Annotated in this window: 18 protein-coding genes; 9 read left to right on the plus strand and 9 right to left on the minus strand. The window is 67.1% G+C overall.

Going from position 1 to position 18,242, the window contains the following annotated elements; genetic code table 11:
- Positions 1-4 precede the first annotated feature (4 nt).
- Entirely contained in the window at positions 5-634 is a 630-nt protein-coding gene (gene ctaE / locus KXS11_RS04615; protein ID WP_437384286.1) for an aa3-type cytochrome oxidase subunit III, read from the minus strand.
- A gap of 183 nt (positions 635-817) precedes the next feature.
- Between ctaE and trpD the strand changes: the two genes are divergently transcribed.
- The 4 genes from trpD (at position 818) to dhaM (ending at position 4,404) form a co-directional block, all read left to right on the plus strand.
- On the plus strand, positions 818-1,882 hold the full coding sequence (trpD, locus tag KXS11_RS04620) for an anthranilate phosphoribosyltransferase (RefSeq protein WP_437384287.1): 1,065 nt from the start codon (positions 818-820) through the stop codon (positions 1,880-1,882).
- A 162-nt stretch (positions 1,883-2,044) separates the two neighbouring features.
- Entirely contained in the window at positions 2,045-3,046 is a 1,002-nt protein-coding gene (gene dhaK / locus KXS11_RS04625) for a dihydroxyacetone kinase subunit DhaK (RefSeq protein WP_437384289.1), read from the plus strand.
- A 6-nt stretch (positions 3,047-3,052) separates the two neighbouring features.
- Positions 3,053-3,694: a dihydroxyacetone kinase subunit DhaL gene (dhaL, locus tag KXS11_RS04630; protein WP_437384291.1), complete on the plus strand. Its 642-nt coding sequence runs from the start codon at positions 3,053-3,055 to the stop codon at positions 3,692-3,694.
- Positions 3,691-4,404, plus strand: a complete 714-nt coding sequence (gene dhaM, locus KXS11_RS04635) for a dihydroxyacetone kinase phosphoryl donor subunit DhaM (protein WP_437384293.1) — start codon at positions 3,691-3,693, stop codon at positions 4,402-4,404. Before dhaL ends, dhaM begins: the two co-directional genes overlap by 4 nt.
- Before the next feature lie 305 nt (positions 4,405-4,709).
- Here dhaM and KXS11_RS04640 read toward each other — a convergent pair whose 3' ends face one another.
- From KXS11_RS04640 to KXS11_RS04650, 3 genes are all read right to left on the minus strand, one after another.
- Positions 4,710-5,369: a TetR/AcrR family transcriptional regulator gene (locus tag KXS11_RS04640; RefSeq protein ID WP_437384294.1), complete on the minus strand. Its 660-nt coding sequence runs from the start codon at positions 5,367-5,369 to the stop codon at positions 4,710-4,712.
- Positions 5,370-5,470: 101 nt separating this feature from the next.
- Positions 5,471-5,806 carry a YciI family protein gene (locus KXS11_RS04645; protein WP_437384296.1) on the minus strand — a complete coding sequence of 112 codons (336 nt, stop codon included), beginning with the start codon at positions 5,804-5,806 and terminating at the stop codon, positions 5,471-5,473.
- A gap of 255 nt (positions 5,807-6,061) precedes the next feature.
- Positions 6,062-8,434, minus strand: a complete 2,373-nt coding sequence (locus KXS11_RS04650; protein WP_437384298.1) for an ATP-binding cassette domain-containing protein — start codon at positions 8,432-8,434, stop codon at positions 6,062-6,064.
- Between the two features lie 177 nt (positions 8,435-8,611).
- Between KXS11_RS04650 and KXS11_RS04655 the strand changes: the two genes are divergently transcribed.
- A complete protein-coding gene (locus KXS11_RS04655) occupies positions 8,612-9,211 on the plus strand; it encodes an HdeD family acid-resistance protein (protein WP_437384300.1) in 600 nt (199 codons plus the stop codon).
- A 65-nt stretch (positions 9,212-9,276) separates the two neighbouring features.
- On the opposite strand, the gene KXS11_RS04660 is transcribed toward KXS11_RS04655, so the two are convergent.
- Positions 9,277-10,041, minus strand: a complete 765-nt coding sequence (locus tag KXS11_RS04660) for an SDR family oxidoreductase (RefSeq protein ID WP_437384301.1) — start codon at positions 10,039-10,041, stop codon at positions 9,277-9,279.
- A 193-nt stretch (positions 10,042-10,234) separates the two neighbouring features.
- On the opposite strand from KXS11_RS04660, the gene KXS11_RS04665 reads away from it, so the two are divergent.
- The 4 genes from KXS11_RS04665 to KXS11_RS04680 all read left to right on the plus strand — a co-directional run bounded on the left by KXS11_RS04665 (position 10,235) and on the right by KXS11_RS04680 (position 12,983).
- Positions 10,235-10,732 carry an NfeD family protein gene (locus KXS11_RS04665; RefSeq protein ID WP_437384303.1) on the plus strand — a complete coding sequence of 166 codons (498 nt, stop codon included), beginning with the start codon at positions 10,235-10,237 and terminating at the stop codon, positions 10,730-10,732.
- Positions 10,729-11,709, plus strand: a complete 981-nt coding sequence (locus KXS11_RS04670) for an SPFH domain-containing protein (protein WP_437384305.1) — start codon at positions 10,729-10,731, stop codon at positions 11,707-11,709. The genes KXS11_RS04665 and KXS11_RS04670 overlap by 4 nt, the downstream gene beginning before the upstream one ends.
- A gap of 7 nt (positions 11,710-11,716) precedes the next feature.
- A complete protein-coding gene (locus KXS11_RS04675) occupies positions 11,717-12,499 on the plus strand; it encodes a glycerophosphodiester phosphodiesterase family protein (RefSeq protein WP_437384306.1) in 783 nt (260 codons plus the stop codon).
- Between the two features lie 121 nt (positions 12,500-12,620).
- The gene (locus KXS11_RS04680) at positions 12,621-12,983 is read left to right on the plus strand and encodes an RNA polymerase-binding protein RbpA (RefSeq protein WP_437384308.1); all 363 of its coding nucleotides are present in this window, start codon (positions 12,621-12,623) and stop codon (positions 12,981-12,983) included.
- A gap of 83 nt (positions 12,984-13,066) precedes the next feature.
- On the opposite strand, the gene lnt is transcribed toward KXS11_RS04680, so the two are convergent.
- The 4 genes from lnt to tatA form a co-directional block, all read right to left on the minus strand.
- Positions 13,067-14,563, minus strand: coding sequence for an apolipoprotein N-acyltransferase (gene lnt, locus KXS11_RS04685; RefSeq protein ID WP_437384310.1), 1,497 nt, complete (start codon positions 14,561-14,563; stop codon positions 13,067-13,069).
- Between the two features lie 65 nt (positions 14,564-14,628).
- The gene (locus KXS11_RS04690) at positions 14,629-17,049 is read right to left on the minus strand and encodes a DEAD/DEAH box helicase (protein ID WP_437384312.1); all 2,421 of its coding nucleotides are present in this window, start codon (positions 17,047-17,049) and stop codon (positions 14,629-14,631) included.
- Positions 17,046-17,807, minus strand: coding sequence for a twin-arginine translocase subunit TatC (gene tatC / locus KXS11_RS04695; RefSeq protein ID WP_437384314.1), 762 nt, complete (start codon positions 17,805-17,807; stop codon positions 17,046-17,048). The genes KXS11_RS04690 and tatC overlap by 4 nt, the downstream gene beginning before the upstream one ends.
- A gap of 137 nt (positions 17,808-17,944) precedes the next feature.
- The gene (gene tatA, locus KXS11_RS04700; protein WP_437384315.1) at positions 17,945-18,211 is read right to left on the minus strand and encodes a Sec-independent protein translocase subunit TatA; all 267 of its coding nucleotides are present in this window, start codon (positions 18,209-18,211) and stop codon (positions 17,945-17,947) included.
- Positions 18,212-18,242 lie beyond the last annotated feature (31 nt).

Here is an 18,242-nt window from a genome sequence, read left to right on the forward strand (position 1 = left end):
CGGGTTATCGCAGGATGTAGATGACGAAGTAGAGGCCGATCCACACGACGTCGACGAAGTGCCAGTAGTACGAGACGACGATGGCGCTCGTCGCCTCCTTGTGGCCGAATCGTTTGACCGCGTAGGCGCGGCCGATCACGAGCAGGAAGGCGATGAGCCCACCGGTCACGTGCAGACCGTGGAAGCCCGTCGTGAGGTAGAAGGCCGAGCCGTAGGCGTTGGAGCTGAGGGAGATGCCCTCGCTCACGAGCGTGGCGTATTCGAGGACCTGGCCCGCGACGAAGATCGCGCCGAGGGCGTAGGTGAGGAAGAACCACTCGACCATGCCCCACTTGCGCGGGCTCCAACCCGTCATGCGCGGCTGCATCCGCTCTGCAGCGAAGACGCCGAACTGGCACGTGAACGACGAGGACACGAGGATGATCGTGTTGATCGTCGAATACGGGACGTTCAGGCGTCCGGCTTCCGCAGCCCAGAGTTCGGGTGCCATCGACCGCAGCGTGAAGTAGATCGCGAAGAGGCCGGCGAAGAACATGACCTCGCTGCCCAGCCAGACGATCGTTCCAACCGCGACCGGGTTCGGTCGGTTGATCCGGGGCGCGCTCGGCGCAAGGTTGATTGAGGTGCTCGTCACCCCTCCATTATGGCCGAAAGCCAGAGCGATTTTTCGCATTTCGGGGGTCCGGAGGGCAGTCTGATCAGTAAGGCTAGCCTTAGTTCCTGACCGAAATCTCCGGTTCTGCTGCGGGATTCATGTGATTCGTGAGGTTCGGAGCGACTTCGAAGCTCGGCGGGTCGGCCCCGTAAGATCTTTGATATGCCTCTCACGACCTGGCCGACGCTCATCGGCGACCTCCTCGCCGGAACCGATCTCAGCGTGTCGGAGTCCACGTGGGCCATGGAGCGCATCATGACCGGGCAGGTCACCGACGCTCAGCTGGCCGGATTCCTCATCGCTCTCCGCACGAAGGGGGAGACCGTCGACGAGATCGTGGGCTTCCGCGACGCGATCCTCGATCACGCCCGGCCGCTCGTCGCCCCCTCGCGGGCGCTCGACATCGTCGGTACCGGCGGCGACCGGTTCGGCACCGTCAACATCTCGACGACCGCGTCGATCGTCGCCGCCGCGACCGGGATCCCGGTGATCAAGCACGGCAATCGGGCGGCGAGCTCGGCCTCGGGGTCCTCCGACGTCCTGTCCGCCCTCGGCGTGGACCTCGCGCTTCCGACGGAACTCGTGGGGGAGGTGCTGGCCTCGACCGGCATCACCTTCGCCTACGCGGCTGCCTTCCACCCTGGTTTCGGTCATGCCGGTCCTGTCCGGGCCGAACTCGGGGTGCCGACCGTGTTCAACTTCCTCGGTCCGCTCGTGAACCCTGCACGCCCCGAAGCCTCGGCGGTCGGGGTCGCCCACGCCGACCGCATCCCGCTCTTCGTCGGCGTGTTCCAGACCCGTGGAGCGACGGCTCTGGTGTTCCGTGGCGACGACGGCCTCGACGAACTCACGACGACCGGCCACAGCCACCTGTGGGAGATCTCGCGCGGAGCGGTCACCGAGCACGATCTCGACCCGCGCGAGCTCGGTATCCCGAGAGCGAGCATCGACGACCTGATCGGCGGCGACGCAACGCACAATGCGGCGGTGGTCCGCGCGACACTCGCCGGTGAGACCGGCCCCGTGCGCGACATCGTCCTGCTGAACGCCGCCGCAGGCATCGTGGCGTTCGAACTGTCGGAGGACTCGTCCCAGGCGCAGCGTCCGCTCCTCGAGCGGTTCGCCGGCGCCCTCCTGGTTGCGGCTGAAGCGATCGACTCCGGTGCGGCGACGGCTCGCCTGGACGCCTGGGTCGAGGCCACGCGGACCCTCGGCGCACGCTCGTAGGTCATCGCCGGCGGCTCTCGGGCACTCCGACCTTCCCGTGGGGCGATCCTCGCTCGATCAGGGTCTTCGGACCCTACCGTCGTGAGCCAGCACGGCGTAGGTTGAGTGGCGATGCCGGCGCACCCGGTCGGCGGTCCCGATCCGATCTTGCAGGAGGATTCAATGAAGAAGCTCATCAATGATCCGAAGGACGTCGTCGACGAGGCGGTGGCCGGGTTCGGCGCGGCGCACCCCGATCTCGTGACGGTGTCGCTCGACCCGGTGTTCATCGCGCGGGCGGATGCTCCGATCGCGGGCAAGGTCGGGATCGTGAGCGGTGGCGGCAGCGGACACGAACCGTTGCACGGCGGTTTCGTGGGATACGGCATGCTCGACGCAGCCGTCCCCGGACCGGTGTTCACCTCACCGACGCCCGACCCGATCCTGGCTGCGACGAAGGCCGTCGACGGTGGCGCGGGTGTCCTCCACATCGTGAAGAACTACACGGGCGACGTCCTCAATTTCGAGACGGCGGCCGACCTCGCCCTGGCCGAGGGCATCGAGGTCCGATCCGTCATCATCAACGACGATGTGGCCGTGAAGGACTCGCTCTACACGGCCGGGCGGCGCGGTGTCGCCGGCACCGTGCTCGTGGAGAAGATCGCCGGCGCCCGCGCGGAGGCCGGTGGCAGCTTGGAGGAGGTCGCCGACCTCGCGGTCAGGGTCAACGACCGGACCCGCACGATGGGTGTCGCACTCACACCGTGCGTGGTGCCGCACGCCGGAGAGCCGAGCTTCACGCTCGCCGATGACGAGATCGAGATCGGCATCGGCATCCACGGCGAACCCGGTCGGGAGCGCATCAAGCTCGAACCAGCCGACCGAATCGTCGACCGCCTGCTCGAAGCAATCCTCGAGGACTTGCCATACGAATCGGGCGAGCGTGCGCTCGTCCTCGTGAACGGGATGGGTGGGACGCCGCAGGTGGAGCTCTTCATCGTCTTCCGACGGGTCGCAGAAGCCCTCGCGGAGCGCGGTGTCGACGTCGCACGGTCGCTCGTCGGCAACTACACGACGAGTCTGGAGATGCAGGGTGTGTCGATCACGCTCCTGAAGCTGGATGACGAACTGATCGAACTGTGGGACGCCCCCGTGCAGACGGCGGCGCTCCGGTGGGGAAGGTAGGCACGGATGGGTCTCGACGGAGCATGGGCGATCTCGTGGATGCGGGGGAGTGCGGCGGTGGTCGCCGAGCATCGGGTGGAGTTGATCACCCTCGATCGCGAGATCGGCGACGGTGACCACGGCGAGAACCTCGACCGCGGGTTCTCCGCCATCCTGCCGAAGCTCGAGGAGCTCTCGGCCGACGCGACGCCTGCCGACATCTTGAAACTCGCCGCGACGACACTGATCTCCACGGTAGGAGGGGCCAGCGGACCGCTCTACGGGACGGCGTTGCTCAAGGCCTCGATCGCTGTGACCGGGCTCACCTCCCTCGACGCCGATGGAGTGGTCGCGATGCTCGCAGCCGCTCGGGATGGCATCGTGCTCCGTGGCAAGGCGTCTGCCGGAGACAAGACCATGGTCGATGCCTGGACGCCTGCTGTGGATGCGGCGACGGCCGCGGCAGCTGAGGGTGCCTCCCCGGCGGCAGTGCTCGATGCAGCTGCAACCGCTGCATCGGCAGGTGCCGTGGCGACCGAGCCGCTCGTCGCCCACAAGGGTCGCGCGAGCTACCTGGGGGAGCGGGCCATCGGTCATCGGGACCCCGGGGCGCAATCGACCGCGTATCTGCTTCGTGCAGCCGCTGTTGCGGCGGAGACCGCAGCGTGAGCGGAGGAAGAGTCGGCGTGGTCTTCGTGTCTCACAGTGCGAAGATCGCCGACGGACTCATCGATCTGGCGCGCCAGATGGCGCCGGATGCCCGCCTCGCCGCTGCCGGTGGAACGGACGACGGTGGCATCGGGACGAGCTTCGAGCTGGTGTCTGCCGGAATCGGCGCGGTCGACAGCGGAGCCGGTGTCGTGGTGCTCTGCGACCTCGGCTCGGCCATCCTGACCGCCGAAACGGCGCTCGACTTCCTCGACGATGCGGTCAGGGAGCGGGTCGAGATCGTCGACGCTCCGCTCGTGGAGGGGGGCGTCGCTGCTGCGGTCGCCGCGCAGACCGGCGCACCGCTCGCCGAGGTCGTCGCTGCGGCCAGGTCTGCGGCCGGCGAGGATGACGCTCAGCGCCAGCCGGTTCCCGGTGACTCGAGTGACCCCGGTGCATCCACGACGACCGTGTCACATGCCGGTACGACGGTGACCCTCAGGAACAAGGACGGTCTCCACGCGCGGCCGGCCGCCGAGTTCGTGAAGCTCGCGAGCACCTTCTCGGCGAAGGTGGTCGTCAACGGCAAGGACGCGAAGAGCCTGCTCGGCATCATGGCGCTCGGGCTGGTGAAAGGGGCGGACGTCGAACTCCAGGCGGACGGCCCGGACGCCGCCGCCGCGGTCGATGCGCTCGGCTCGTTGATCGAATCGGGATTCGGCGAACTCTGAGCCCCTGGCGTGCTCGGCCGGTGTCGTACCGCGGAGCACGTCGGGATGCGCTGCGCAACGGGGTGGCCTCGACCGCTGTCAGGCGTACGATGCCGCCATGAATGAGCAGACGACGGCGTCGGAGACCTCGGACCAGCAGTGCACCGTGTGCGGACATGCCCTCTCGGAGCATGCCTTCGACCGATCCTCAGGCCACGACCATTTCATGTATTGTCCGAGCGCGGATCGACTGCCGGATCCGTCGCAGTCGGCCGTCCCGGTCAACGAGTTCGGGATGGCTCAGTGGGATCGCGATCCCGATCGGGTCAGCGCACCGACCGACTGAGCCCCTCCGCCGGCGACGTCGCCGGCGTCGCCTCGAGCGCGACCAGAGCGTCGCGTTCATGCGGGGTGACGAGGAGGCTGAGCGCTGCTCGGATGAGCCCGCCGGGGGAGTGAGCTCCCTTCAGGGCGCCCTGGAGGGCTCCGTCGACCAGCCAGGTCAGCCACTGGGCGAGCACATCGGCGCGGACATCGATCCTGATCTCTCGCGCATCGGCCGCCTCGCGCAACTTGGCGCGCAGGAACACATCGATTCGTGCGGCCTCGGTCCGACGGGCGTCGGCGATCTCGGGGAGATGTGCAGCGCCGCGCACGGCATCGGCGAAGCCGGCGAAGTGGTCCGTTGCCATGCGGTGTTCCACAGCGCGCAGGTGGCCGAGGACTGCTTCGAGTCCGCGGGTGGTCTCGTCGAGCGTGCCGAGGTCCGCCTCGGTGGTCTCGTCGCTCGAGCCGATGAGCATGAGCAGGATCGCCACCTTCGTCGGGAAGTAATGGAACAGCGTCCCCGAGGACACGCCGGCCGCACGACAGATCGCCGCGGTCGACGTCCCCTCGTAACCGTGCTCGGCGAACTGGAGGTACGCAGCTCGCAGGATGACGGTGCGTTGGCGAACGTGACGTATGGGATCGACTGGGCGGGCCATGACGCGAGTCTAGCGATTTCTAGAGCACGTGCTCTAGAGTATGCACTCTAGGAATTTAACCCCGGAACTCCAGTGATTTCGGCTGACACCTCCCGGCTGATTCAACTGTCGGGGTCGTCGCCGAAGGCGCGCAACTCCTGAGGGCACCTGCAGCCTCGGGCGAATCGTGCGGCCCACTCTCGAGCTTCTTCGGGGGAGTCGACGTCGATGACGGCGAGACCGCCGTCGAGTCGGGTCATCGTGGGAGGGGAATCCACCACGCCGCTGGCGTCGACGAGGACCGGAGGGATCCCCTCGTCGATACCGCCGCCGAACACCCACACGCCGGCGTGTTTCGCCTCGCGAACCACCGCGTGGGACGACTCGACCACCTCGGGGAGATCCTCGGGGGAGAGGACCAGGGCCGCGCTGGGGAACGAGATGAGGTACTTCGTCATGATGTGTCCTCCACGGTTCGGTCGACGAGTGTCTCGGCCTGTGTGCGCTGCACCCGTCACTGGACGCCACGATCGCACAGGCGGCCCGGTACGTCCATGGCCTCGATGCCGCCGACGGCTGTGTTCTGCAGCCAGGGAAGCGGTTGTTGACATCTGAGTTGACATAATGTGCATTATCAGCGCTTTCAGGCCCGCCGCGAGAGCGGTCCATGACGACTCCCGATGCTTCGTGGAACGAACCTCGACGACGATGCGTCAGGAGGCGACGTACCGAGCGAGATGCTCGCCGGTGAGCGTCGAGCGCGCTGCGATGAGTGCAGCCGGAGTTCCCTCGAAGACGAGCCGCCCGCCGTCGTGACCGGCACCTGGCCCGAGGTCGACGATCCAGTCGGCATGCGCCATGACGGCCTGGTGATGCTCGATGACGATGACCGACTTGCCCGAGTCCACCAATCGGTCGAGCAAGCCGAGCAGGTTCTCGACATCGGCGAGGTGCAGGCCGGTCGTCGGCTCGTCCAGGATGTAGACGTCGCCCTTGTCGGCCATCTGGGTGGCGAGTTTCAGGCGTTGACGCTCGCCACCGGACAGCGTCGTCAGTGGCTGGCCGAGACTCACATACCCGAGTCCGACGTCTGCGAGGCGCGCCAGGATCGCGTGGGCGGCCGGTGTCCTGGCGGGCCCGCTGGCGAAGAACGCCTCTGCCTCGGTGACGGACATCGCCAGCACCTCACTGATGTCCCGCTCCCCCAAGTGATATTCCAGAACGGAAGCGTCGAACCGGCGGCCCTCGCAGACCTCGCACACCGTCGACACGCTCGCCATGACGCCGAGGTCCGTGAAGATGACGCCGGCACCGTTGCAGTTCGGGCAGGCTCCCTCCGAGTTGGAACTGAACAGGGCGGGCTTCACGCCGTTCGCCTTCGCGAAGGCCTTCCGGATCGGTTCGAGCAGGCCCGTGTAGGTGGCCGGGTTGCTGCGTCGCGAGCCGCGGATCGCACTCTGGTCGACGGTGACGACGCCCTCTCGTTTCGCGACCGAGCCGTGGATGAGTGAACTCTTGCCGGATCCGGCGACGCCCGTCACGACGACGAGCACGCCGAGCGGGATGTCGACGTCGACGCCCTGCAGATTGTGTGCCGTTGCGCCGCGGATCTCCAGGACACCGGTCGAATCGCGGAGGACGGACTTCACGGCTGCTCGGTCGTCCAGGTGGCGACCGGTGAGCGTATCGCTCGTACGCAGACGCTCGACCGTCCCCTCGAACATCACCTCTCCCCCGCGGCTGCCGGCTCCGGGCCCGAGGTCGACGACGTGGTCGGCGATCGCGATGGCTTCCGGTTTGTGCTCGACGACGAGCACGGTGTTCCCCTTGTCGCGGAGGCGCAGGAGGAGCTCGTTCATGCGCTGGATGTCGTGCGGGTGCAGGCCGACGGTGGGCTCGTCGAACACGTAGGTGACGTCGGTCAGTGACGAGCCGAGGTGCCGGATCATCTTCGTTCGCTGAGCCTCGCCTCCGGAGAGGGTGCCTGTGGCGCGATCGAGTGAGAGGTAGCCCAACCCGATGGTCACGAAGGAGTCCAGGGTCTCCTGGAGCACGGCGAGCAGCGGCCCGACCGAGGGTTCGTCGAGGTCGCGCACCCACTCCGCGAGGTCGCTGATCTGCATGGCGCAGAGCTCCGCGATGTTGCGACCCGCGATCCTCGAGCTCCGTGCACCCTCGTTGAGCCGCGTGCCGGCGCAGTCCGGGCACGTCGTGAAGGTGACCGCACGGTCGACGAACGCCCGGATGTGCGGTTGCATCGCCTCGCGGTCCTTCGAGAGGAACGACTTCTGGACCTTCGGGATGAGCCCCTCGTAGGTCATGTTGATGTCGCCGATCCTCACCTTCGTCGGCTCGTGCCGGAGGAAGTCGTGGAGCTCCTGTTCGGTGTAGTCGCGGATCGGTTTGTCGGCGTCGACGAAGCCCGAGCCAGTGAAGATCTTCACGCCCCAACCATCCGCGGTGTAGCCGGGGATCGTGAGCGCGCCTTCGTTGAGGGACTTCGAGTCGTCGTAGAGCTGGCTCAGATCGATGTCGTTGACGAGGCCCATGCCCTCGCAGCGCGGACACATCCCGCCGGTGATCGAGAAACTCCGACGCTCCTTCGTGCTCTGTCCCCCGCGCTCGATCGTGACCGCTCCGGCGCCGCTGATCGAGGCGACGTTGAACGAGTAGGCCTGCGGCGAGCCGATGGACGGGTCCCCGAGCCGGCTGAAGAGGATGCGCAGCATCGCATTGGCGTCGGTGGCGGTGCCGACGGTCGAGCGGGAGTTGGCGCCCATCCGTTCCTGGTCGACGATGATCGCCGTCGTCAGTCCCTCGAGGACATCGACGTCGGGGCGCGCCTGCGAGGGCATGAATCCCTGGACGAAGGCGCTGTAGGTCTCGTTGATCATGCGCTGCGACTCGGCGGCGATCGTGCCGAAGACCAGCGAACTCTTGCCCGAGCCTGAGACACCCGTGAAGACCGTGAGACGACGCTTCGGGATCTCGACGCTGACGTTCTTGAGGTTGTTCTCCCGTGCGCCCTGCACGCGGATCAGGTCGTGGCTGTCGGCGATCTGCTGTGCGGGCGTGTTGGCATCCATGACAGACATATTAGCTGGGAAGCATGCGCCGGAACCGTCCGGATCCTCGCGCACCGGCACCGCGCGGCATCGACACGAGAGGTCATGCTGGGAAAACGCTGTGTCCATGCGCCACACTGGAGCTACGCGTCCGTATCGCCGCCGCGCACCGTTCTGTTCGTCTGTCAGGAGCCGACCATGTCTGAACCGTCCATCGTCACCACCACCTACACCTTGAACTCGTCGAAGCTCTCCGCCAGTGCGATCACCGGCATCCGCTGGGCGTTCGCGATCGGCGGCATCCTCACCATCGCGCTCGGTGTCTTCCTCCTCGCAGCGCCGAAGGCCTCACTGGTCGCCGTGGCCTGGATCTTCGCGATCTACTTCCTGATCGCGGGCGTCGTCCGGATCACGCGCGGGATCGTCGCCAAGGAACTCGGCGGCGGATGGCGCGTGCTCACGGTCGTCTTCGGCGTCCTGCTGGTGCTGGCGGGCATCTACATCTTCATCGACCCGCTGGTCGGGATCGGCGCTCTGGTGTTCGTCATCGGCATCTCCTGGATCATCGAGGGCGTCGCATCGCTCTTCGACTCATCCCCCGACGTGTCGCGCTGGATCACCGTCCTCTACGGCGTCATCAGCGTCGTCGCGGGTATCTTCGTCCTGGCGAACCCGGTGCTCGCCGCGGTCACGCTCCTGCTGGTGACGGCGTTCTTCCTGATCGCGGCGGGCATCGTCGAGATCGTGCAGGCGATCACCTTCGGCAAGCAGGCCAAGAAGGCCGGCCTCGCCGCCTGATCGAGCATGCAGAACGGCCGGCACCCGAAGGTGCCGGCCGTTCTGCATGTCTGGAGGGAAAGTCGCTACTCGGCGATGAAGTCGCTCGTGTCGCCGACATACCGGGTGTGGCTGTCGGGGATCGGGTCGACCGCGGCGGCGGCGACCTCAGCGGCGAACTCGCCGACGTTGTAGAGGCGGCCGGCGGATTCCTTGCGTGAACTGATCGCACCGGGGTTCGCCCGCTCGAGCAGGGTCGCCGTGATGGTGCCCTCGATCATGTCGCCGGAGACGACGACGAAGTCGATGCCGGCTGCGTCGAACTCGGCCTGCTTCGCACGCAGCGCGTCCTCTCCGGCACGCTTCGACGTGGCGACCGGGACGTACTCCGGCATCGTCGGAGTCGTGCGGATGAAGTGTGCCTGGTGGCTCGTCACGAACACGATGCGCGAACCGGCACCGAGCAGCGGGAGCGCGTGCTCGACGACGCTCACCTGGGCGTCGCGGTTCAGCTGCATGGCGTAGTCCTCGGCCATGCCGCTCTCCATGCCACCCGAGGCGTTGAGCACGAGCACGTCGAGGTCGCCCAACTCGGCCTTCGTGGTCGCGAACATCGCTGCCACCGAAGCCGGGTCGGTGAGGTCGGCGCCGACGACGACCGCCTTGACCCCCAGCGCTCGCACCTCGTCGGCGAGCTTGACTGCACGGGCCTCCTTGTTGCGGTAGTTGATGACGACGTTCGCGCCGGCACCGGCGAAGTAACGGATGGTGTCAGCCCCGATGCCGCGCGAGGAGCCCGTCACGAGGACGTTCTTCCCGGCGAGGGATCCGGCGGCCAGGGGGTTCGTCACAGGGAGCTCCTTCAGATCTGGGGCCGCTCGTCGGCGGCGGGTTCCAGCCATCGACCCTATCAACAACGACGGTCCGGAACGGGTCCACCGGGCCGGGCTGCTGCTAGCGTTGAGGTGAACCGGCGCAACGTCTCGCGCTCCACGGATCGCCGAGGCGGCCGATCCGAGAGCCGGTTCGGGAGGAAGCGGCACCATGGACGTCATCACCGAGTACGCGTGGATCGCCTGGTTGGTGTTGATCCTCGTCTTCGTCATCATCGAGGTCCTGTCGCTGGAGTTCACGTTCCTGATGCTCGCCATCGGCAGCGTCGTCGGTCTCCTGTCCGGCCTGGTCGGAGCTCCGTGGTGGCTGCAGCTGCTCATCGCTGCCGCTGCCGCCGTGCTCCTGCTCCTGGCCGTGAGACCCCCCTTGCTTCGCGCGCTCCAACGTGGGGCTGATCCTGCGAGGAGCAACGTCGATGCGCTCCTCGGGATGCCGGGGATCGTCGTCGAGACCGTCACACCGCACGGCGGCCAGGTCAAGCTCGCGAACGGAGAGACGTGGACGGCCCGGACGCCCCACGACTCCCCCGCCTCCTCGCTCGAACCCGGCACCCGGATCATCCTGTCCATCGTCGACGGTGCCACCGCCGTCGTCGTCCCCGTCCCATCCCGGCCGGTAACGCCGGACGAGCAGAAGGAGCAGTCGTGAACGACATCACACCCGGAGCCGTCATCGGTTGGGTGATCGCCGCCGTCGTCGTCATCTTCGTCCTGGTGGTGCTCTTCCGGTCCATTCGGATCATCCCTCAGGCGAGCGCAGGGGTCGTCGAACGGCTCGGCAAGTACCACAAGACCCTGCTGCCGGGCTTGAACCTGCTCATCCCCTTCATCGATCGCCTGCGTCCGCTCATCGATCTGCGCGAGACCGTCGTCTCCTTCCCTCCGCAGCCGGTGATCACCGAGGACAACCTCGTCGTCTCGATCGACACCGTCGTCTACTTCCAGGTGACCGACGCCCGGGCCGCGACCTACGAGATCGCCAACTACCTCGGCGCGGTCGAGCAGTTGACCACCACGACGCTCAGGAACGTGGTCGGCGGTCTCAACCTCGAGGAGGCTCTCACCAGCCGCGACGAGATCAACAGCAAGCTGCGGATCGTCCTCGACGAGGCCACCGGCAAGTGGGGTATCCGCGTCGGACGCGTCGAACTCAAGGCCATCGATCCGCCGCTGTCCATCCAGGACTCGATGGAGAAGCAGATGCGCGCGGAACGCGACCGTCGAGCGCTGATCCTGACCGCCGAAGGTACGAAGCAGTCGGCGATCCTCACTGCTGAGGGAGCGCGCCAGGCGGAGATCCTTCGGGCAGAGGGCGACGCCCAGGCGGCCGTCCTGCGCGCGCAGGGTGAGGCGTCGGCGATCCAGACCGTCTTCAAGGCGATCCACGACGGCGACCCGGACGAGAAGCTCCTCGGCTATCAGTACCTGCAGATGCTGCCGAAACTCGCCGAAGGTCAGGCGAACAAGCTCTGGGTCATCCCGAGTGAGCTCACCGAGGCGTTGAAGGGTATCGGCGCTGCTTTCGGCCCGGGCAACACCCGCGATCCCGCGGCGGCGGCCCGCGCCGCAGCTGCAGCCTCAGCGCAGGTGCCTCCGGTCGTTCCGCCCGCAGCAGGCCAGCTGTAGGCCGGCGGTGCTCCCGGCGGACTCCCTCCCCTACTTCGCGCCGGCCGGTCCGCGAGTCCTCGCACATCGCGGGCTCGCGGGACCGGATGCGCCGGAGAACACCCTCGCCGCGTTCGCTCGTGCGGTCGAAGCGGGGGCCGCCTACCTCGAGACCGATGCGCAGTGCACGCGGGATGGGTACGCCGTACTGTTCCATGATGCGTCGCTGCGACGAGCGACCGGCGACCCTCGTCCGATCGCCGAACTCGACCTGAGCGAGGTGCAACGGATCGACCTCGGAGGTGATCGAGTGCCGACCTTCGCGGAGGCACTTGCGGCCTTCCCCGACGCACGCTTCAACCTCGACATCAAGGCGATGCCCGCAGCGGCACCGGCTGCCGCTGCGATCCTCGAGGCCGACGCCGTCGACCGGGTGCTGGTCACGTCGTTCGACGAGGGACGCCGATCAGCCATCGCCAGTGCGCTCGGCTCAGCTGCCGGGTCCGCGCAGGTGGTCAGCTCAGCATCTGCGGCGATGCTGCTGCGGGCCCTCCCCGCGGCCGCCTTCCGGCTGACCGGATCCTTGGCCCGTTCGCTCGCCGAGGTGCAGGCGATCCAGGTGCCCGAGCGATTCCGCGGCGTCCGGATCGTCTCCAGACGTCTCGTCGACCAACTGCATTCGCTCGGCGTCGAGGTGCACGTCTGGACGGTCAACGACCCGCAGGACATGGCCAGACTGCTCGCCCTCGGGGTCGACGGCCTCGTGACCGACCGATGTGACCTCGCGCTCGCGGTCGTCGCGTCCCGCTGAAGCGCCGCGGGCACTCCCTCCCACTAGCTGGGCACGAGCTGGGAGCTGAATGGGTGAACGGAACACTTTACCCAGCTTGTGGGTTTATAACTGTGGGTGCCGAGCGAGAGGAGACCACACAATGGCAGATCGCAGTTTGCGCGGAATGCGCCTGGGCGCCCAGAGTCTACAAACGGAAGAGGGCGTCATATTCTCGGCGCGAAGCAACCACACCTACCGGTGCCAGAGTTGCGAGCGCGAGACCACGATGACGTTCGCCGCCGATGCGGAAGTGCCCGAACTCTGGGAATGCCGTCATTGCGGCGCGGAGGCTGTCCTCCTCGTCGATTCGAAGCCGGTGGTCGTCGACCGCGGCGATGTGAAGACCCCCAGGAGCCACTGGGACATGCTGCTCGAGCGTCGCTCGCGCGATGAACTCGAAGAACTGCTCGAAGAACGCCTCGCCTACCTGCGTGCCCGGCGCGGCCAGCAGAAGAGCGCGTAGCACCGAGCCACCAGGCCTCCCTCGATCGGCCGATCCGGAAACGGGTCGGCCGATCGTTCTGTGTGTGCTCCGCGTTCATCCACTCAGCGGCGCGGTCGACGCGACGCGACGCCCGCGAGCACGAGCGTGGCGAGACCCATGCCGCCGATGAACAGCTCGAGCTGGTGACCGAAGGCCATCGACGGTGTGACCGTGTCGGCGAGCGGGACGTCGGCGACCATGGAACCCGGCACGAACGCCGGGATGCTCGAGATCGTCGACCCGTCCGGTCCGATGATCTGGCTCGTGCCGACCGTCGAGATGTTGACGACGGAACGCGCTGATTCGATGGCGCGAAGCCTCGCGATGGCCAGCTGTTGTTCGTTCTCATCGGTCTGGCCGAAATCGGCGTTGTTCGTCTGGGCGAACACGATGCGCGCTCCCCCGGCGACCGCGTCGCGGGTGAGCTGATCGTCGGCGATGTCGAAGCAGATACTGATCCCTGCGATGACGCCGTCGATGTCGAAGACGTTGTCCTTGGTGCCCGGCGTGTACTCGCGCTGGATCAGCCCGATGAGATCGGGTGAGAGCGGCTCCCAGAAGTCGCGGTCCGGCACGTACTCTCCGAAGGGCACCGGGTGCTTCTTGTCGTAGACGTCCTGGACGCCGTCCGGATAGCTCCACAGCAGCGACGAGTTGAAGTACCGAGCGTCGCGCGCCGAGATGGTGCCGACCACGAACGGTGCGTCCATGCGGCGGCTCAGGTAGTCGAGCGCAGCAGCCGACTGCGACACGCGCTGTGGGTCGAGGTCGGCAGAGCCCTCCGGCCAGACGACGACGTCGACGTCCTCGTCGATGATCTTGAGCGTCTCGTCGATCTGGGTCTGCATGACGGTGCCGGGGGCCGCAGCATCGAAGTAGCCGGCGGGTCCGTTGCCTTGGACGGCCCCGACCCGCATGCTGCCGGTCGTCGCGGTCGGCCAGGCCGGGACGATCAGCACGGCGACGACGGCGAGGACAGCGATGCCGATGCGGGTCATCGCCGAAAGCTCAGCAGCCGCCGCGAGTTGCAGCGCCAGCGCGACGAGCAGGACCATGAGGAAGGACAGCCCTGAGAACCCGACCCACGCGACGAGCGGTGCGAACGGACTCTCCGACTGGCTGAGGGCCATCCGCGCCCAGGGGAATCCGCCGTACGGCCAGGTGCTCACGAGCGTCTCGCGGGCGGTCCAGACCGCGGCGACGACCGCTGCAGTGAGCCAGACGCGACCGGCCGCGCCGGGGAACGCTCGAGGGATCCAGCGGTAGGCGAGCGTGATGAGGACCGCGCCGAGTGCGAAGAAGATCGACTCGACCGTCGAGAGGGCCACCCAGGGGATCGGACCGAGGTACGCCGTGGCCCACTCGATGTGGATGAGGTAGAAGGCCTCGCCCGCGACGAAGCCGACGAGCAGTGCCCCACCGACGCTGCGCCCCATGAGGCAGAGGAGCACGAGTGCGATGCCGACGAAGGTCAGCGGCCAGACGCCCTGGTCGGGGAAGCCTCCGTCGAGGATCGGGCCGGCAGCGATCGCGACCACGACGGCGAGCCAGAGCGGCAATGGTGGACGTCCGGCAGATCGGTCTTCGTGGCCGCGGAGCAACGCGCCACCTGGCCGCCCGCCGATCACAGCGAGCTGTACGCGACGATGCCGCGACGGATCGAGTCGAGCGCCTGCCGCGAGGTGCGGCCGACGGGGCCGTCCACGATGCGGAGTTGGTCAAGGAGGTCGATCGTCTGCTTGCACCAGCGCACGAAGTCTCCCGCCGCGAGCTCCGCCTCGATCAGGACCACATCGAGGTTGGCGCCCTTCGACCACTGATGCATGGCGAGCGAGAGCCCGGTGGAGATCGGGTTACTGCCGGGAAGGCGGTTCTCGCGCTCGGTGTCATCGAGGCGGCTCCAGATCTCCTGGGTCCGCTCGAGTGCTGAACGGAAGGCTCCTCGTGGGAGGAACCGCTCCGGCGTGTTCTGCTCGTCGCGACGAGGCTCGTAGACGATCGCGGCAGCCATGGCTGCGAGTGAGGCCGGATCGAGTTCGTTCCAGGCGCCGGTCCGGAGGCACTCGGCCACGAGGAGGTCCCGTTCGCCGTAGATGCGCTTCAAGGTGCGGCCTGCCGGTGCCACCATCACGGCACCGTGCTCGTCGCGGGTGAGGTACTCGTACTCGAGGAGGACGTCGACGACGCGGTCGAACACCCGCGCCACCGCCCCGGTGCGGGTCTGGATCTGCTGTCGCAACTGATCGGTCTGTTTCTTCAGCTTGAACCAGCGTTCAGCCCAGCGCGCGTGGTCCTCACGCTGCGGGCAGACGTGACACGCGTGGGCGCGCATCCGCTTCCGCAGCTCGGCGAGCTTGCGCTGGCGGCGGTCCTTCGACGCGCGCGAACCGTGTGCCTCGCCCTTTCGCTCGAGGTCGGTGAGCTCGCGGCGGATGCCTGCATACTCGGCGAAGTCGCCGAGATGGCAGGTCATCGACTTCTCATATCCGGCGAGCGACGACTCCTGTTCGCGCACCTTCCGGGCGATCCCGACGACTGCGCGGTCGGCCTGGAACTGCGCGAATGAGGACTCGAGGATCTGGCGGGTCCGCTGTCGGCCGAACTGGTCGATCAGGTTCACGGCCATGTTGTAGGTCGGGCGGAAGCTGGAGTTGAGCGGGTACGTTCGCCGTGAGGCGAGCGACGCCACCGACTGCGGGTGGAGGCCCTCGGTCCACTGGATGACGGCGTGGCCCTCGACGTCGATGCCTCGGCGTCCGGCGCGTCCCGTGATCTGGGTGTACTCCCCCGGTGTGATCGGGACGCGCGCCTCGCCGTTGAACTTCTCGAGCTTCTCGAGGACGACGGTGCGCGCCGGCATGTTGATGCCGAGTGCGAGCGTCTCCGTCGCGAAGACGACCTTGACCAGTTTGCGCTGGAAGAGCTCTTCGACGACCTCCTTGAACGCCGGCAGGAGCCCGGCGTGGTGGGCGGCGACGCCACGTTCGAGGCCGTCCAGCCACTCCCAGTAGCCGAGCACGGCGAGGTCCTCGTCGAGGAGCGTCCGGCAGCGTTCGTCGACGATCTGACGGATCTCGTCGCGTTCGTGCGCTTCGGTCAGCCTGATGCCGGATCGGAGGACCTGCTTGACCGCCTGATCGCACCCGATGCGGCTGAAGACGAAGAAGATCGCCGGCAGCAGGTGGTGGTCGTCGAGCATCTGCACGAAGGGACCGCGCTCGAGCTTCTCGGTGCGATGCGGCGCACGCCGCTGGTTGTAGCGGCTGACATCCTTGTACTGGCGGCTGTTGGGGGCACGGCCGCCGAACTGGGCCATCCGCACGAGCTCCGGGTTCACCTGATGGGTGTCCGCGAGGCTCGGGGCGGCGAACAGGTCGATGAGCTTGTTCCGCATGAGCACATGTTGCGTGAGTGGGACCGGGCGCTCCTCCGACACGATCACGGCCGTGTCGCCTCGGACCGCCTGGAGCCAGTCTCCGAACTCCTCGGCGTTCGAGACGGTTGCGCTGAGCGACACCATCCTGACCGTCGGCGGGAGGTGGATGATGACCTCTTCCCAGACCGCTCCGCGGAAGCGGTCCGCGAGGTAGTGGACCTCGTCCATGATGACGAACGCGAGGTCCTGGAGTGCGTCCGAGTCCGCGTACAGCATGTTGCGGAGGACTTCGGTGGTCATGACGACGATGCGTGCGTTCCCGTTGGCGTTCGTGTCTCCCGTGAGGAGTCCGACGTTCTCCGGACCGTACTCGGCAGTGAGCTCCTGGAACTTCTGGTTGCTGAGCGCCTTCATCGGTGTGGTGTAGAACACCTTGTCGCGGGCTCCGTGCATCGCCAGCGCGATCGCGAACTCGGCGACGATCGTCTTGCCTGCACCCGTCGGTGCCGCGACCAGCACACTGCTGCCTGACTCGATGCGTTCGCAGGCCTCGAGCTGGAACGCGTCCAGGTCGAAGCGCTGCCGTTCGCGGAACTCCTGGAGCCTGGGCGTCGCATTGCGAGCCGCTGCCGCCCGATACCGCTCGGCGGGGGAAGCGGTGTCGCTCATGCAAGGTCCTTGCTGCCGAGTTCGGCGTCGATGCGCTGCTGCCGCTTCTTCGCGCGGCGGTCGTGGAGCCAGGCGACACCGTACGCCGCGAAGTACAGCACCACCATGGGAATCGCGAGGACGAACATCGACACGATGTCGGCCGCGGGAGTCGCGATCGCGGTGAACAGCACGATGACGAGGATGGCGATGCGCCAGGCCTTGATGATCGAGGCCGCTGAGAGCACACCCACGAAGTTGAGGAGGACGAGGAAGACCGGGAGGACGAACGCGACGCCGACGGCGAGCACGAGCTTCAGGACGAAGTCGTAGTAGGTCGTCGCGTCCAGGAAGTTCGCGGCAGCCGTCGGCGTGAACCCGAGCATGAGTTCCACGATGTGGGGTAGGACGAACCAGCCGGCATAGCATCCGGCGAGGAACAGTGGCACAGCCGTCGCGAAGAATCCGACAGCGTACTTGAGCTCCTTGCGCGTGAGACCCGGGACGAGGAACGCCCAGATCTGGTACAACCACACCGGACTCGACAGGACGACGCCGGCCGTCAGCGCGATCTTCATGCGCAGGTCGAACGCGCTCGTCACGTTCGTGAAGTTCAAGAACGCCTGCCCACGATCGTCGGCGATGACGAGGATGGGGGCGCTCATCGCTTCGATGATCCACTCGGAGGCGATGAATCCCGCGACCATGCCGACGACGATGCCGATCGCGGCGTAGAAGAGTCGCTTGCGGAGCTCGACGAGGTGTTCGCCGAGTGACATGCGTCCTTCGCGGTTCTTCTTCTTCGGACGTTTCTCGGTTATCGCCACGGTCGGACGACCTGTCTGCGACCGGTGTTCCGGAGGCGCACTCGTCCGGTGCCAGATGCTGGCGTCATCACGCTCGAGTGGTCCTCAGATTATGGCTTGACGGGCGGATCGGTCGGCTTGGGCTGGGCCGCCGCCTGATCCGTGACGCCCGGGGTGGGGCCAGGCGTGGTGGTGCCCTGCGCGGTGTCGGTCGACTCAGGGTCGTCGTCGCGCATGCTCTTGACCTCGCTCTTGAAGATGCGCATGGACTGGCCGACGCTGCGCGCGAGGCCCGGGAGCTTCGGTGCTCCGAACAGCAGCAGCACGATGAGAAGGATGATGACGAGGTGCCACCCAGTGAAAGCGTTGCCGAACATAGTCTTCGTTCCTGATCTTCGAGGTCGAGGT

The organism is Plantibacter flavus, assembly GCF_051487245.1.
In the GTDB taxonomy this organism is placed as follows: domain Bacteria; phylum Actinomycetota; class Actinomycetes; order Actinomycetales; family Microbacteriaceae; genus Plantibacter; species Plantibacter flavus_B.